General features: G+C 68.5%; 14 protein-coding genes. 10 read left to right on the top strand and 4 right to left on the bottom strand.

Annotated elements, in window-relative coordinates; all coding sequences use genetic code 11:
- The 3 genes from RWO33_RS07400 to RWO33_RS07390 all read left to right on the top strand — a co-directional run.
- On the top strand, positions 1-580 hold a 580-nt coding region (locus RWO33_RS07400), incomplete at its 5' end, for a FimV/HubP family polar landmark protein (protein WP_314103738.1).
- A gap of 2 nt (positions 581-582) precedes the next feature.
- On the top strand, positions 583-1,356 hold the full coding sequence (truA, locus tag RWO33_RS07395) for a tRNA pseudouridine(38-40) synthase TruA (protein ID WP_145479876.1): 774 nt from the start codon (positions 583-585) through the stop codon (positions 1,354-1,356).
- Positions 1,353-2,009 carry a phosphoribosylanthranilate isomerase gene (locus tag RWO33_RS07390; protein ID WP_145479878.1) on the top strand — a complete coding sequence of 219 codons (657 nt, stop codon included), beginning with the start codon at positions 1,353-1,355 and terminating at the stop codon, positions 2,007-2,009. Before truA ends, RWO33_RS07390 begins: the two co-directional genes overlap by 4 nt.
- 49 nt (positions 2,010-2,058) lie before the next feature.
- Here the strand turns inward: RWO33_RS07390 and RWO33_RS07385 are convergent, their stop codons facing one another.
- A complete protein-coding gene (locus tag RWO33_RS07385; RefSeq protein ID WP_314103735.1) occupies positions 2,059-2,946 on the bottom strand; it encodes a LysR family transcriptional regulator in 888 nt (295 codons plus the stop codon).
- Between the two features lie 95 nt (positions 2,947-3,041).
- Between RWO33_RS07385 and trpB the strand changes: the two genes are divergently transcribed.
- From trpB to glmM, 5 genes are all read left to right on the top strand, one after another.
- Positions 3,042-4,268, top strand: a complete 1,227-nt coding sequence (trpB, locus tag RWO33_RS07380; RefSeq protein ID WP_314103733.1) for a tryptophan synthase subunit beta — start codon at positions 3,042-3,044, stop codon at positions 4,266-4,268.
- Entirely contained in the window at positions 4,265-4,939 is a 675-nt protein-coding gene (locus RWO33_RS07375) for a hypothetical protein (protein WP_314103731.1), read from the top strand. Before trpB ends, RWO33_RS07375 begins: the two co-directional genes overlap by 4 nt.
- Before the next feature lies 1 nt (position 4,940).
- Positions 4,941-5,756 carry a tryptophan synthase subunit alpha gene (trpA, locus tag RWO33_RS07370; protein WP_314103729.1) on the top strand — a complete coding sequence of 272 codons (816 nt, stop codon included), beginning with the start codon at positions 4,941-4,943 and terminating at the stop codon, positions 5,754-5,756.
- Between the two features lie 219 nt (positions 5,757-5,975).
- Entirely contained in the window at positions 5,976-6,854 is an 879-nt protein-coding gene (accD, locus tag RWO33_RS07365) for an acetyl-CoA carboxylase, carboxyltransferase subunit beta (RefSeq protein WP_145479886.1), read from the top strand.
- On the top strand, positions 6,854-8,221 hold the full coding sequence (gene glmM, locus RWO33_RS07360; protein ID WP_314103727.1) for a phosphoglucosamine mutase: 1,368 nt from the start codon (positions 6,854-6,856) through the stop codon (positions 8,219-8,221). Before accD ends, glmM begins: the two co-directional genes overlap by 1 nt.
- 269 nt (positions 8,222-8,490) lie before the next feature.
- On the opposite strand, the gene RWO33_RS07355 is transcribed toward glmM, so the two are convergent.
- From RWO33_RS07355 to RWO33_RS07345, 3 genes are read right to left on the bottom strand one after another with little or no spacing between them, the layout of a single operon-like run.
- Positions 8,491-9,345 (bottom strand): polysaccharide deacetylase family protein, encoded by an 855-nt coding sequence (locus RWO33_RS07355; RefSeq protein ID WP_314103726.1) that lies wholly within the window; start codon positions 9,343-9,345, stop codon positions 8,491-8,493.
- On the bottom strand, positions 9,332-10,483 hold the full coding sequence (locus tag RWO33_RS07350; protein ID WP_314103725.1) for a glycosyltransferase family 4 protein: 1,152 nt from the start codon (positions 10,481-10,483) through the stop codon (positions 9,332-9,334). Before RWO33_RS07350 ends, RWO33_RS07355 begins: the two co-directional genes overlap by 14 nt.
- Before the next feature lie 33 nt (positions 10,484-10,516).
- Positions 10,517-12,349, bottom strand: a complete 1,833-nt coding sequence (locus RWO33_RS07345) for a sulfatase-like hydrolase/transferase (RefSeq protein ID WP_314103723.1) — start codon at positions 12,347-12,349, stop codon at positions 10,517-10,519.
- A 235-nt stretch (positions 12,350-12,584) separates the two neighbouring features.
- On the opposite strand from RWO33_RS07345, the gene RWO33_RS07340 reads away from it, so the two are divergent.
- Entirely contained in the window at positions 12,585-13,520 is a 936-nt protein-coding gene (locus RWO33_RS07340) for a 2-oxoglutarate and iron-dependent oxygenase domain-containing protein (RefSeq protein WP_314103721.1), read from the top strand.
- A gap of 372 nt (positions 13,521-13,892) precedes the next feature.
- Positions 13,893-14,648, top strand: a complete 756-nt coding sequence (gene tpiA, locus RWO33_RS07335) for a triose-phosphate isomerase (protein ID WP_314103718.1) — start codon at positions 13,893-13,895, stop codon at positions 14,646-14,648.
- The last annotated feature ends 20 nt before the right edge of the window (positions 14,649-14,668 follow it).

The following is a 14,668-nucleotide window of genomic DNA, read 5'->3' as shown; positions in this document are numbered from 1 at the left end:
GCCCTCGCCGCTGCCGCCGCTGCGCGGCGAGGGCCTGGACGCGGCCAGCCTCGCAGCGGCGGTTCCCGCAGCAGACTACGTGGACGAACTGGCGGCACAGCGCGACGTTGAGGACGACGCGTTGGATCTGCGCGACGCCCCGGACTACGTCCTGGCCGCCGAAGACGATCCCGCGCGCGGGCGTCGCGAGCCGGTGTTCAGCCTCGAACCCGCGCCGGGCCAGGGCGTTGCCGACCCGATCGAGACGCCCGACCCGGTCGAACCGGTTGCCGAACCCGGCGCCGAGGCCGTCGTTCCGCCGCATGCATGGGAAGCCGCCGCACAGCCGTCCTACCGCGGCGTGTTCGAGTTCCCGGAAGACAGCACCGCTGCCGACGTCGCAGAACCGGCGCCAGCGCCGGCGCCCGATGCGCTGGCCGCCCCGGTCGGTGCGCCGGGCCGCGACCGCCTCGAACTGGCCATCGCATACCTGGACCTGGGCGATGCCGACACGGCGCGCACCCTGCTGCTGGAAGTGGCCCAGGCCGGCGACATGCACAGCCAGCTGCAGGCCCGTGAACTGCTGGCCCGGCTCGGCTGAGCATGCGTTACGCCCTGGGAGTGGAGTACGACGGCAGCGAGTACAAGGGCTGGCAGCAGCTCGGTGAAAGCGGCTGTCCCAGCGTACAGGCGAGCCTGCAGGACGCGCTGTCGTCGATCGCCGATGCACCGATCCAGGTGGTCTGCGCCGGGCGCACCGACGCCGGCGTGCATGGCGAGTGCCAGGTGGTGCATTTCGACACCGACGTGGTGCGCGACCCGCGCAGCTGGACCCTGGGCACCACCACCCGCGCACCGCGCTCGATCGCGGTGCGCTGGTGCGTGCCGGTGGCCGACGACTTCCATGCGCGATTCTCCGCGCGCGCGCGCCGTTACCGCTACCGCCTGCTCAACCGCGCCATCCGCCCGGCGCTGTACCGGCAGAGCCTGAGCTGGGAACGGCGGCCGCTGGATGCGGCGCGGATGCACGAAGCCGGGCAGGCCCTGCTCGGCGAAAACGACTTCAGCGCCTTCCGAAGCGTACAGTGCGAAGCGCTGCATGCCCGGCGCGACCTGCAGGCGATCAGCGTGACCCGCCAGGGCGAGATCATCGAGGTCTGCGTTCAGGCCAATGCATTCCTTCATCACATGGTGCGCAATATCGTCGGTTCACTGATCCTGATCGGCAGTGGGGAAAAGCCGGTGTCGTGGATGGCCGAACTGCTGGCTGGCCAGGACCGCACCGTGGCCGGACCCACCGCGCCGCCGCAGGGACTGGTATTCGTTGGCCCGTTGTATCCCGACAACTGGCATCTTCCTGCCGAGGTCACCCTATGAGCCGCTCCTTCTACCGCACCCGCATCAAGTTCTGCGGCATGACCCGCGCCGGCGACGTGCGCCTGGCCGGCGAACTGGGCGTGGACGCGGTGGGCTTCATCTTCGCCCGCGAAAGCCGGCGCCGGGTGGCTCCGGCCGAAGCGCGGGCCATGCGCCAGGCCATCGCCCCGATGGTCGACGTGGTCGCGCTGTTCCGCGACAACAGCAAGGAAGAGGTGCGGGAGGTGCTGCGCACCGTGCGTCCGACCCTGCTGCAGTTCCACGGTGACGAGGACGAGTCGTTCTGCCGCAGCTTCAACATGCCGTACCTGAAGGCGGTCGCCATGGGCGGTCGCGAAGAGGTCAACGCGCGCCAGTTGCAGTTGCGCTACCCCAGCGCCGCCGGCTTCCTGTTCGACAGCCACGCCCCCGGCGGTGGCGGCGGCACCGGCGTCGCATTCGACTGGACCCGCCTGCCGACCGGCCTGCACCGTCCGTTCCTGCTCGCCGGCGGGATCACCCCGGACAACGTGTTCGATGCCATCGTCGCCACCCTGCCGTGGGGCGTGGACGTCTCCAGCGGCATCGAAACCGAGCCGGGCATCAAGGACGGCTACAAGATGCGCAAGTTCGTCGAAGAAGTCCGCCGCGCCGATTGCCACGAAGCCGATTGAGCCCAACGGGCTCCATCTGCGGTAGCTCCCGACCGTTGGTCGGGAGACATTACCGCAGCGTTTCCGCCAGCCAATCGCCCAGTGCGTCCACCCGCGCATCCGGCTCGCCCTCTGGCATCGCCAGCACCCAGAACCCCCCGGTCGCGCCAAATCCCCATGGTGCCAGCAGCCGGCCTGCGGCCAGTTCATCCGCCACCAGCGGCTCCGGCGCGATCGCCACGCCCAGCCCGGCCACCGCCGCTTCCAGCAGGTAGTAAAGGTGATCGAACCCGGTGCCCAGCTGCAGCAGCGCCGGATCCAGCCCATGCGCCTGCGCCCACGCCGGCCACGCCTGCGGGCGTGAAGTGGTGTGCAGCAGCGGCTCGCGCAGCAGCGCCCCTGGTGGCTGGTGTCGAAGGCGCGCGGCCGCCGGATGCTGCGGACTGACCACCACCCCGACCCGTTCCGGCGCCAGTTCACGCACCTGCCAGCCTCGTGGCCATGGCGGCTGCGCCAGCAGCAGCACCGCGTCCAGGGCCTGCTGCTGCTCGGTGAAACTGCCGTCCTGCGCCGACCAGTGCAATGGCAACCGCGGCAGGTCGGCCTGCAGCGCCGGCAGGCGCGGAATCATCCAGCGGGCCAGGATGCTGCCGCTGCAGCCCAGCACCAGCGCGTCCGGGCGCTGCCGCCGCTGCAGGGTATCGACCGCGTCGCGGATCTGCGCGAATGCACCCGCGCAGGCGGCCTGCAGCTGCTGGCCCGCTGCGGTCAGGCGCAGGCCGCGACCGGCGCGATCGAACAGGGCCACGCCCAGGTGCTCTTCCAGCAGCCGCAGCTGCCGGCTGATTGCCCCGTGGGTGACGTGCAGGGCCTCGGCGGCACGAGCGACCCCGCCCAGCCGGGCAGTGGCCTCGAAGCTGCGCAGGGCGTTCAAGGGCGGTAGCGGCGCCTGGCTCATGTGAGTTTTCCTGACGGGTCGTTGCAGATAATATCGATATTCCGGCCCGGACATGTGCGCTAGATTGTCAGCCTGTCTCCAACGGCTGTCGTGTCATGTCCGCAACCCCTGCATCTCCCATCGCCGATTTCCACGCCTACCCGGATGCCAACGGCCATTTCGGCCGCTACGGCGGCAGTTTCGTTGCCGAGACGCTGATCGGTCCGCTGCAGGAGCTGGCGGCGGCCTATGACCAGGCGCGCCAGGATCCGGCCTTCATCGCTGCCTACGACAAGGACCTGACCCATTACGTGGGCCGTCCCAGCCCGATCTACCACGCTGAACGGCTCAGCCAGCAGGTCGGCGGCGCGCAGATCCTGCTCAAGCGCGAAGACCTGAACCACACCGGCGCGCACAAGATCAACAACACCATCGGCCAGGCGCTGCTGGCCGCGCGCATGGGCAAGAAACGCATCATCGCCGAGACCGGTGCCGGCCAGCATGGCGTGGCCAGCGCCACCGTGGCCGCGCGACTGGGCCTGGAGTGCGTGGTGTACATGGGTGCCACCGACATCGAGCGGCAGAAGATCAACGTCTACCGCATGAAGCTGCTCGGCGCGACGGTGGTGCCGGTGACCTCCGGTTCGGCCACGCTCAAGGACGCGCTCAACGAAGCCATGCGCGACTGGGTCACCAACGTGCGCGATACCTTCTACATCATCGGCACCGTCGCCGGGCCGGATCCGTACCCGCGCATGGTGCGTGACTTCAACGCCATCGTCGGCCGCGAAGCGCGCGCGCAGATGCTCACCGATTACGGCCGCCTGCCCGATGCGATCACCGCCTGCGTCGGCGGTGGCAGCAACGCCATCGGCCTGTTCCACGCCTTCCTCAACGACCGCGACGTGCGCATCGTCGGTGCCGAGGCGGCCGGCGACGGCATCGATACCGGACGCCATGCCGCGTCCATCGCCGCCGGTCGGCCCGGTGTGCTGCACGGCAACCGCACCTATGTGATCTGCGACGACGACGGCCAGATCATTGAAACCCACTCGGTGTCCGCCGGCCTGGATTATCCCGGCGTCGGCCCCGAGCACGCGTTCCTGGCCGACTCCGGCCGCGCCGAGTACGTGGGCATCACCGACGAGGAAGCGCTGGCGGCCTTCCACCAGCTGGCGCACAGCGAAGGCATCCTGGCCGCGCTGGAATCCAGCCACGCGGTGGCGCAGGCGATCAAGATCGCGCGCGACCTGCCGCGCGACAAGCTGGTGCTGTGCAACCTGTCCGGTCGCGGCGACAAGGACGTGCACACCATCGCCGCGCGCGAAGGCCTGGTGCTGTGAATCCAACGCTGCGCCAGGGATGTGCGCTGCTGATGGGGGTGGGGCTGGCCGGTTGCACGCCGCCGGATCCTCCGGTACTGGCACCTGCGGCAGCGCCGGCTGCGGTCGCACCGGCCAAGGCGGCGGCCGGCAATGACGATGCCGACGTCCAGCGGCCGTTTGACGACGCGCCGCAGGCGGACAGCGCCGAGGACGCGCCTGCGGTGGTCACGGTCGCGCTCGATCATGCCGGCGACGTGCTGGTAGGGCAGCGCTTCAGCGCAACCGATGCCACCGACGCCTGGCATTCGGCCGGGCTGGGCGACGGCCAGGGCAAGGGCGCGTGCGAATACTACGAGCGCGGCAGCCTGCCCGAGGGCGTGTCGATGATGGTCGAGGACGATCACGTGCAGCGTTTCGACCTGGAGGCGATTGACGGCTCGTACGACGCCATCGCCCAGCCGGGGCCGTTCGGGCTGCGCCTGGGCATGTCGCGCGCGCAGGCGTTGGCCCTGCTGCCTCCAGGCAGCACGAGCAGGCCGCATGCCTACGATCCGGAGGTCGGCGAATACGTGACCTGGCAGGATCCCGGCTCGGACCTGGCGATCCGGCTGGAGATTTTCGGCGGTGAGATAACGAAGCTTTACTGGGGCGCCAGCGGCGCCGTTGAACTGATTGAAGGATGTGCCTGAGATGGCTGTTGACCGTATCGATGCCTGTTTTTCCCGCCTGCGCGCCAGCCGCCGCAAGGCGCTGATCCCGTTCATCACTGCCGGCGATCCGGGGCTGGAGGCCACCGTGCCGGTCATGCACGCGTTGGCCGCCGCCGGTGCCGACGTGATCGAACTGGGGGTGCCGTTTTCCGATCCGATGGCCGATGGCCCGACCATCCAGCGCAGCTCCGAGCGTGCGCTGGCGCGTGGCGCCGGGCTGCGATACGTGCTGGACACGGTGAAAACCTTCCGCAGCCATGACACCACCACCCCGGTGGTGCTGATGGGCTACCTGAATCCAGTGGAGATCCACGGCACCGCGCGCTTCGCCGACGCGGCCATCGCCGCCGGCGTGGACGGCGTGCTGCTGGTCGACCTGCCGCCGGAAGAGGCCGAAGAAACCCTGGCGATCTTCAACGCGGCCGGGCTGGCGCTGATCCTGCTGGCGTCGCCGACCACCGCCGACACCCGCCTGGACCTGCTGGCGTCGATGGCGCGCGGGTACCTGTATTACGTGAGCTTCGCCGGCGTCACCGGCGCCTCCGAGCGGCTGGACAGCAACGCCGCCGGTGCGCGCCTGCGCGACCTCCGCGGCCGCTCGCAGGTACCGGTGGTGGCGGGCTTCGGGATCAAGGACGCGCAGAGCGCGGCGGCGATGGCACGGGAAGCTGACGGCGTGGTGGTGGGCAGCGCGCTGGTCGCGGCGTTGGCGGAGGCCGGGGGCGGCGACAACGCTGCGCGGACGGCAAAAACGTTCCTGCAGCCGCTACGTCAGGCACTCGACGGCGCCCAGTAACCGGTAGCGCCGGCCGTTGGCCGGCCCGCATGGGCGCCGGATGCCTCTGCAGGGGCCGGCCAACGGCCGGCGCTACCGGGTTGCCTCGGCGCCGCCTTCGCGGGCGGCCGTTCACCTACCGTCCACACGCCCCCGTAGGGATCCCGGCTCCCGGACGGGTGAGCTAGACTGTCCGCCTTTGCGGCCTCCGGGCCGCCCTGAACGGAAGTGTCATCCCGCATGAGTTGGCTCACCAAGTTGATGCCGTCGGGCATCCGCACCGACAACGTCCCCAGCAAGAAGCGCAGCGTCCCCGAGGGCCTGTGGGAAAAGTGCAGCAGCTGCGGCAGCGCGCTTTACGGTCCGGAACTGGAAGAGAACCTGGAAGTCTGCCCCAAGTGTGGCCACCACATGGCCATCCGCGCGCGCGCGCGCCTGGCGGCGCTGTTCGACGCCGACAGCACCACCGAAATCGCCGCGCGGCTGGGACCGACCGACCTGCTCAAGTTCAAGGACCAGAAGAAATACAGCGAGCGCATCAAGGCCTCGCAGAAGAACACCGGCGAGTACGACGCGCTGATCGCGATGCAGGGCCTGCTCAAGGGCCGGCCGCTGGTCGCGTCGGCCTTCGACTTCGCCTTCATGGGCGGGTCGATGGGCTCGGTGGTGGGCGAACGTTTCTCGCTGGCTGCTGAAAAGGCGCTGGAAATCGGCGCCCCGTACGTGTGCTTCTCCGCCAGCGGCGGTGCGCGCATGCAGGAAGGCCTGTTCTCGCTGATGCAGATGGCCAAGACCTCGGCCGCGCTGGGCCGCCTGCGCGACGCCGGCCTGCCGTACATCTCGGTACTGACCCATCCGACCACCGGCGGCGTGTCGGCCTCGTTCGCGATGCTGGGCGACATCAACATCGCCGAGCCGCAGGCGCTGATCGGCTTCGCCGGTCCGCGCGTGATCGAACAGACGGTGCGCGAGAAGCTGCCGGAAGGCTTCCAGCGTTCGGAGTTCCTGCTGGAACACGGCGCCATCGACCAGATCTGCGATCGCCGCGAACTGCGCGACCGCCTTGCCGAACTGCTGGCCATGCTCGGCCGCCAGTCCGCGCCGGACGCCGCTGCCTGATGGCCGCGCGTCGGTATTTCGGCACCGACGGCATTCGCGGCCGGGTCGGGCAGGGGGCCATTTCGGCGGATTTCGTGCTGCGCCTGGGCAATGCGCTGGGACGGGTGCTGACCGCGCACGCCAAGCACGCGCCGGGCCAGCGCCCGGTGGTGGTGATCGGCAAGGACACGCGGATTTCCGGCTATATGTTCGAAGCGGCGCTGGAAGCCGGGCTGGTCGCGGCCGGTGCCGATGTGCAGCTGCTGGGGCCGATGCCCACGCCGGCGGTGGCCTTCCTGACCCGCACGCTGGGTGCCGACGCCGGCATCGTGATCAGTGCGTCGCACAATCCTCACTACGACAACGGCATCAAGTTCTTCTCCGCCGATGGCGAGAAGCTCGACGACGCGACCGAGCTGGCACTGGAAGCGGCGCTGGACACCGACTTCACCACGGTCGATTCGGACCGCCTCGGCAAGGCGGCACGCGCACGTGATGCGGTGGGCCGCTACATCGAATTCTGCAAGGCCAGCGTGCCGCGTGGATTCGACCTGCGTGGGCTGAAGATCGTGCTCGACTGCGCGCATGGCGCGACCTATCACATCGCACCACTGCTGTTCCGCGAGCTGGGTGCGGACGTGGTGGCCATCGGCGCCGAGCCCAATGGCGTGAACATCAACGACGGTGTCGGGTCGATGCACATCGACAACCTTGCCGCGAAAGTGCGCGAGGTCGGCGCGGACCTGGGCATCGCGTTCGACGGCGACGGCGACCGCGTGTTGATGGCCGACGACCAGGGCAACCCGGTCGATGGCGATGACCTGCTGTACGTGCTTGCCGCGGCGTGGCAGAAGAGCGGCCGCCTGCGCGGACCGGTGGTCGGCACGCTGATGACCAATTTCGGGCTGGAGCAGGCGCTGGAACGCCTGGGCCTGCCGTTCGTGCGCAGCAACGTCGGCGACCGTTACGTGCACCAGGCGCTGGTGGAAGGCGGCGGCGTGCTGGGTGGCGAGGCGTCCGGGCATCTGCTGTGCCTGGACCGGGCGACCACCGGCGATGCCATCGTCAGTGCGCTGCAGGTGCTGGAAGTGCTGCGGCGCGACGGCGTGTCGCTGCGCACGGCGCTGTCGGACGTGACCAAGGTGCCGCAGAAGACCGTCAACGTGCGCCTGGGCGACGTGTCGGCCAAGGCGATCGTGCAGTCCGCAGGCGTGCAGTCGGCACTGGCCGACGCGCAGCAGGCGGTGAAGGGCCGCGGTCGCGCGTTCCTGCGCCCCTCCGGCACCGAGCCGGTGGTGCGGGTCACGGTGGAGGCCGACACGGCCGAGTTGATGCAGACCACCCTGGACAGCCTGTCCGGGGCGGTAAAGGCGGCCGCAGCGGCATGATGAGAAACCCGGCTTCGGCCGGGTTTTTTGGTTGGCGGTAGCGCCGGCCGTTGGCCGGCTGCTCTTCGTGAGGGGGCATGAACGCTGGACCGGTGGCTTCGGTCCGTCTAAACGTCGGACGGAGGACCGGGGCGGCGTTTTTGGGTGCTCGGGTACATGGGCCGCGCTTCGCGCGGTGTCCGGCCAACGGCCGGACCTACGAATTGTTACGTGCCCATTGGGATCGGGATCAATCAACCATGGGCGCCGGACACATTGCGCTCTGTCCTTTATGGTCCCGGCACCATCTTTTTCTGCCTGGCCTTGAAACGGTTGAACACCGGTGCGATCAACGGGTGGTAGCTCCAGGCGATGCGCTTGCGCAGCCAGCTGGCGGGGCGGTTGCGGATGGCGAAACGATAGATGTGCTCCGGATCGCCACCCACCACGTTGCGCCCGAACGGATGCGTGGTGTGCAGGTAACGGAATCCGTGCGCGCGCGCGATCGGCAGGTAATCCTCATCGAAATCGCCGTAGGGCCAGCACAGTGTGTCGGAGACGTCGCCCAGCTGCTGCTGCAGCACCGCACGGGCCATTTCCAGGTCGCCGGCGATGCCGTCGCACTTCTGCTCGCGGCTGATGTCCTGCTTCATCCAGCGCGTGTGGGTATGGGTGTGGCAATGCACTTCGAACGTGCCGGCCTCGATCATCGCGCGCGCTTCGCTCCAGCGCATCATCACGTCATCGTGGCGGTTCTCACGCAGGATCGCGTCTTCGCAGCCGCGGTGGTCCGGCGTGGCCGGCAGCGCCGCGCCGGGCTGCCCGGCATGCGGGCGCAGCGGACCTTCGCCCATCCAGCCGGTGACCACGAACACCACCGCGTGCATGCCGTACTTCTGCAGGATCGGGTGCGCGTAGACCCAGTTGTCCAGGTAGCCGTCGTCGAAGGTGATCACGATGGACTTCCGCGGCACCGGTTTACCTGCCAGGAAGTCGGCGTACTGCGCCAGCGTCAGCGACGTCCAGCCGTTGTCGGCCAGCCACGCGATCTGGCTTTCGAAGTTTTCCGGCGACACCGTGATCATGCCCGGCGAGGGCGATACATGGTGGTGCATCAGCACCGGTACGGATCTAGCGTTGGCCATGGCCCAGTTCCTTCAACCACTGGTGGTAATAGTACTCGGTGGCTTCGGTGTGGCCGGTGGGGGTGAAGCGGTGCGCGCTGCGCATCCAGTCCCAGCCGGCCCGGCCCATCTGCCTGCGGCGTTCGGGGTCTTCAACCAGCGCCCGCAGCGCATCGGTCAACGCGGCCGGGTCGCCGAGCGGGGCCAGCAGCGCATTGCTGCCTTCCACCAACATTTCCGGCACGCCGCCCACCCGCGTGGCCACGATCGGAACGCCCACGTACGCCGCTTCCAGGAACACCGTGCCGGCGGCTTCCTTGTGCGTGGCCAGTGCGAACACATCGAAGGCGGTCATCAACCGGCAGGCGCCCAGCCGGTAGCCGAGCAGGTGCACCTGCGCGGCAATGCCCAGTTCCTCGCGCAGCGCCGTCAACCGCTCCATCACCGGCTTGCCGTCGCCGACGATCACCAACTGCAGTTCCGGGTGCTGCCGGCAGAGGGGGGCGATGGCCCGCAACAGGTCGGCGTGGCCCTTGGCCTCGCGCAGCACTGCCACGCAGCCGACCACGGTCTGCCCGTCGTTGAAACCCAACTCGCGGCGCACCTCGGCCCGGGTGTCCTGCAGGCACTGCCAGGCGTCGTCGCTGCCCGCCTGCGACCACTGCGGCGGCACCGCGATCGGCGGCACGATGCCGATGTGCGTGTCGGCAATACCGCGATGGACCAGCAGCTGTTTGACGAAGCTGCTCACGGTGAGCACGCGGTGCGGCAGGCCGGTGTAGGTCAGCAGGGAATTGACCGGGCTCATCAGGTGCCGGGAGCGCACCACCAGCGGCGCGCCACCCAGGCGCGCGCCGGCGGCGGCGATCAGCGCGTCACGGCGGCTGGTGGTGTTCACCACGTCATAGGTGTGGCGCCGGACTAGGCGCGACACCCACCAGATCCCGCGCAGCAGTCGCAGCAGTCCACCCATTTTCAAGGCATGCACGGTGAAGCCGGCTTCGCGCGCCATCTCGCCCAGGCGCGCGCCGGGCTGGCACAGCAGCGACACGTCGTGGCCGCGGTCGCGCATGGCCAGCATGTGGCGGTAGATATAGATCTCCTGCCCACCAAATCCCTTGGCGGCTTCGGTATGCAGGATCTTGAGCGGCTTGTTCATCATGAACGTTCCAGGGGTCTCGGACAGTCAACGTCATTGCTTGCGGAAGTGGGTCAACGCCTTCCAGGCGGTGCGTACCGCGGCCGGGTCCGGCGGCTGCCCGGCCAGGGGCAGGTAGTGCGCATCCAGGGTGGTGGCGTTGCCGAACTTGTCGAACACGAAGGTGCGGTCGCCCTGGCGGATGCCGCGCTGCGACCAGCTTTCCACCAGCAGGGGGCGGGCCGGACGCCCGGCGTCGAACAGGTCCTGGCCGGTGCTGAAATCGGCCAGCGGGTTCTCGCAGCCCAGGCCATGGCGCATCAGGGTGGGCACCCAGTCTTCGTGGCTGCTGGCGCCAGCATGCGCGGCCGGCGCGCGATCGGGCCAATGCAGTACGAAGGGCACCTGCATCTGGTAGTCGGAGAAGTTGCCGTTGTGGCCCCAGTAGTTCAGCCCGAGGTCGTTGAATTCCTCTGCATGGTCGCCGGTGACCAGCACGATGGTGTTGTCGGCCTGGCCACTGTCGCGCAGGGTCGCCAGCAACTCGCCGACCAGCGCGTCGGCGTAGTGCACGGCGGTGCGGTAGCGGTTGCGCTCGGGCGTGGGGTCGTGGTCGTCGTCGAAGGCCAGGAAATTCACGCTGTCGGCCATGGGCGTGGCCAGCGCCGGGTAGTCCGGTGGCAGGTGGTAGGGGGCGTGCGTGCTGTCCAGGAACACCATGCCGAACCAGGGACGTTCGCCGGTGCCGCGGATGTCGGCGCCCAGTGCATCGACGATGTGGCGGTCGCGTGCGGCGACCGGCAGCGACGACGGGGCGGTATGCAGCTGTTCGCGGACCTGCGCGAACACGGTGCGGTCGAACTCGGGGCTGTACAGCGGGGCGCTGCCGTACAGGTGCAGGGCGTAACCCTGCTGCTGCAGCACGTCGAACAGGATCGAGCCGCGCTGTTCGCTGAGCATGCTCGGCCAGTACCCGCCGGGCAGGCCATACAGCAGCCCGAACAGGCCATAGCGGGTGGCGTTGCCGCTGCTGTAGTGCTGGTCGAAGCGTTCCGACTGCCGGGCCAGCGCCCAGGTGGCGGGCATGGTGTCGGCATCCAGCGCGTCATGCCGCAGCGATTCCAGCACCACCACCAGCACGTTGGGGCGGGTATGGCTCTGACAGCGCAGCGGATGCAACGGGTACTGCAGCTGGCTGTGCCGCGGGTCGGGCAGGGTGGCCTGGGGAGCGCTGCGCACGCCGAGGCGGTGCATGTGGCGTTTGGCGGTGATCGGCTGGGCCCAGGGCAGGTAGGCCCATTGGCCGGTAACCGCGCGTTCGCCCAGGGCGTCGTAGTAGGCGGTGCCGACCTGGCCGGTCGCCATCAGCAGCAATCCGGCGGCCCAGGCCAGCAGCACGGGGCGGCGCCGGGCGCGGTCGGGCAGCAGTTTCCAACACGCCCACGCCAGCAGCCCCTCGGCGGCGGCTACCGCGGCCAGGACGCCGAGCGACTGCAGCCAGCTCTGCCAGGACAGCGCGACCTGGTCCTGCAGCGCGCCGCCGAACACCATGTTCAGCACCATGGCATTGAGGTGGAAGCGGTACAGCGCGAACACCTTGGCATCGACCAGCAGCAGGCACAGCCACAGGCCCTGCAGCAGGACCGCGCTGGCCACCAATGGGCGCGGTGAGCGCGGCCACAGGCCGACGGCAAGTGGCAGCAGCGACACCAGGGCGCCGAAGGCAAGGAAATGGCCGGGCAGGGCGACCGCCAGGTAGCCCAGTCCCAGCGCACCGCCGGGGTTGTCGTGCAGGGGGGCATTGCCCAGTGCAATGGCGACGGCGACGCAGGCGTTGAGGGTGGTGAACAGGCTCAGCCACGCCACACGCGTCCAGCGCGTGGGCATGAGCGGGTCAGGGGAATGCGATACGTCCATGCAGGGTCAGGCGCGGAAGAGTGGATCGGAAGACGTGGCGGCGGCGGCGTCCTGTGCCTCCCCGGTCGCGACATGGCGAAGGGGTGGGCACATTGTATCGGTTTGTATCAATGTATCGTCGGCGCCTATTGTCCGATCTGGCACAATGTTCAGCCGGGCCACGTCATGGCCCTGCATCCCCACTCCGAATACGCCAGGAACCGCTGTGAGCCAGATCCCCACCCTCGACATCACCCGCTTCGACAGTGACCGCGACGCCTTCGTCGCCGAGCTGGGCGCGGCCTACCGCGAATGGGGTTTCGCGGGCATCCGCAACCACGGTATTCCGCAGGCGGACATCGATGGGGCTTACGAGGTCTTCAAGGCCTTCTTCGCGCTGCCGGAGGAGACCAAGCGCCAGTACCACCTGCCGGGCACCGGCGGTGCGCGCGGCTACACGCCGTTCGGCGTGGAAACGGCGAAGGGCTCCAAGCACTTCGACCTGAAGGAGTTCTGGCACATCGGCCGTGAGATCCCGGACGATTCGAAGTACCGCGAGGTGATGGCACCGAACCTGTGGCCAACCGAGGTGCCGGGTTTCCGTGAGAAGGGCTATGGCCTGTTTCAGGCACTGGACCAGCTGGGTTCGCGGGTGCTGTCGGCGCTGGCGCTGCACATCGGCCTGCCGATCAACTTCTTCGCCGACAAGACCAACAACGGCAATTCGATCCTGCGCCCGATCCACTACCCGCCGATCACCGCGGACGACATTCCGAACGTGCGCGCGGGCGCGCACGGCGACATCAACTTCATCACCCTGCTGGTCGGCGCCAGTGCGGCGGGCCTGGAAGTGCAGTCGCACGAGGGCAAGTGGGTGCCGTTCACGTCTGACGCGGACACCATCGTGGTCAACATCGGCGACATGCTGCAGCGCCTGACCAACCACGTGTACCCGTCGACCATCCACCGCGTGGTCAATCCCCCGGGCGAGCAGGCCCGCCAGCCGCGCTACTCGGTGCCGTTCTTCCTGCACCCGAACCCGGATTTCCTGATCGACGTGCTGCCGACCTGCATCACCCCGGAAAACCCGAGCCGCTACCCGGAGCCGATCGCTGCGCATGGGTTCCTGGAAGAGCGACTGCGTGAGATCAAGCTGAAATAAGAACAAGGCCACCGAAGGGTGGCCTTGTTCATTTCAGCGTAGCCCCGGCCGTTGGCCGGACGCTCTTGGATCCGGATCCATGACTCCGTGATGGATGATTCCGGTTGGGGTTAAACGCCGGAAACAGCAGGGGAACGTTGGGTCACCGGTTTTGGACGCATTGCCGCGCTGCGCGCGGTGTCCAGCCAACGGCCGGGGCTACGAATTCATACGGGCCCATCGGGATCGGGATCAATCAACCATGGACCATCGCGGATTCGGTGGGCTGATCCGACCTGTAACCAATATCCATTTGAAATGTAAGCGTTTTCGGGAAACGCGGATTCGTTACATCCGGTATCATTGCCGGCTGATACCCAAAGGAGCCCGCCCATGCGCCGCAAGATCGTCGCCGGTAACTGGAAGCTGCACGGCAGCCGCCAATTCGCGACCGACCTGGTCCGCGATATCGTCGCCAGTCTCCCGAAGGAAGGAGTGGAGGTCGTCATCCTGCCGCCGCTGCCGTACCTGGGGGAACTGGTCGATGACTTCCAGGGCCACGCTGTCGCTTTCGGGTCGCAGGACGTCAGCTCCAATGAGAAGGGCGCCTATACCGGCGAAGTCTGCGCCGCCATGCTGGCCGACGTCGGCGCCCGCTATGGCCTGGTCGGCCACTCCGAGCGCCGCCAGTACCACAACGAGAGCAGCGAGCTGGTCGCGCGCAAGTTCGCCGCCGCCGTGCACGCCGGCCTGGTGCCGGTGCTGTGCGTGGGCGAAACCCTGGAGCAGCGGGAAGCCGGCCAGACCGAGCAGGTCATCGCCAGCCAGCTCGCCCCGGTGCTCGACCTGGTCGGCGCGGCCGGCTTCCAGAACGCCGTGGTCGCCTATGAGCCGGTCTGGGCGATCGGCACCGGCCGGACCGCCAGCAAGGACCAGGCCCAGCAGGTCCATGCGTTCATCCGTGGCGAAGTGGCCAAGTGGGATGCTAGAATCGCCGATTCGTTGCCGATCCTGTACGGCGGCAGCGTGAAGCCCGACAACGCCGGGGAGCTGTTCGCACAGCCCGATGTCGATGGTGGGCTGGTGGGCGGCGCCTCGCTGGTGGCCGCGGATTTCCTGGCCATCGCCCATGCGGCGGTCGGGCATTAACAAGAAATGTTGCCGGCCCC

It is taken from the genome of uncultured Stenotrophomonas sp., assembly GCF_963519925.1.
GTDB lineage: Bacteria > Pseudomonadota > Gammaproteobacteria > Xanthomonadales > Xanthomonadaceae > Stenotrophomonas > Stenotrophomonas maltophilia_AE.
The sequence above is the reverse complement of the archived record's forward strand: the minus strand, read 5'-3'. Positions and strand labels throughout refer to the sequence as shown.

What these genes read in the sequence shown, in the direction of transcription:
- truA (WP_145479876.1), top strand. Translation starts at nt 583, where the DNA reads ATGCGTTACGCCCTGGGAGTGGAGTACGACGGCAGCGAGTACAAGGGC.
- RWO33_RS07390 (WP_145479878.1), top strand. Translation starts at nt 1,353, where the DNA reads ATGAGCCGCTCCTTCTACCGCACCCGCATCAAGTTCTGCGGCATGACC.
- RWO33_RS07385 (WP_314103735.1), bottom strand. Translation starts at nt 2,946, where the DNA reads ATGAGCCAGGCGCCGCTACCGCCCTTGAACGCCCTGCGCAGCTTCGAG.
- trpB (WP_314103733.1), top strand. Translation starts at nt 3,042, where the DNA reads ATGTCCGCAACCCCTGCATCTCCCATCGCCGATTTCCACGCCTACCCG.
- trpA (WP_314103729.1), top strand. Translation starts at nt 4,941, where the DNA reads ATGGCTGTTGACCGTATCGATGCCTGTTTTTCCCGCCTGCGCGCCAGC.
- accD (WP_145479886.1), top strand. Translation starts at nt 5,976, where the DNA reads ATGAGTTGGCTCACCAAGTTGATGCCGTCGGGCATCCGCACCGACAAC.
- glmM (WP_314103727.1), top strand. Translation starts at nt 6,854, where the DNA reads ATGGCCGCGCGTCGGTATTTCGGCACCGACGGCATTCGCGGCCGGGTC.
- RWO33_RS07355 (WP_314103726.1), bottom strand. Translation starts at nt 9,345, where the DNA reads ATGGCCAACGCTAGATCCGTACCGGTGCTGATGCACCACCATGTATCG.
- RWO33_RS07350 (WP_314103725.1), bottom strand. Translation starts at nt 10,483, where the DNA reads ATGAACAAGCCGCTCAAGATCCTGCATACCGAAGCCGCCAAGGGATTT.
- RWO33_RS07345 (WP_314103723.1), bottom strand. Translation starts at nt 12,349, where the DNA reads ATGCCCACGCGCTGGACGCGTGTGGCGTGGCTGAGCCTGTTCACCACC.
- tpiA (WP_314103718.1), top strand. Translation starts at nt 13,893, where the DNA reads ATGCGCCGCAAGATCGTCGCCGGTAACTGGAAGCTGCACGGCAGCCGC.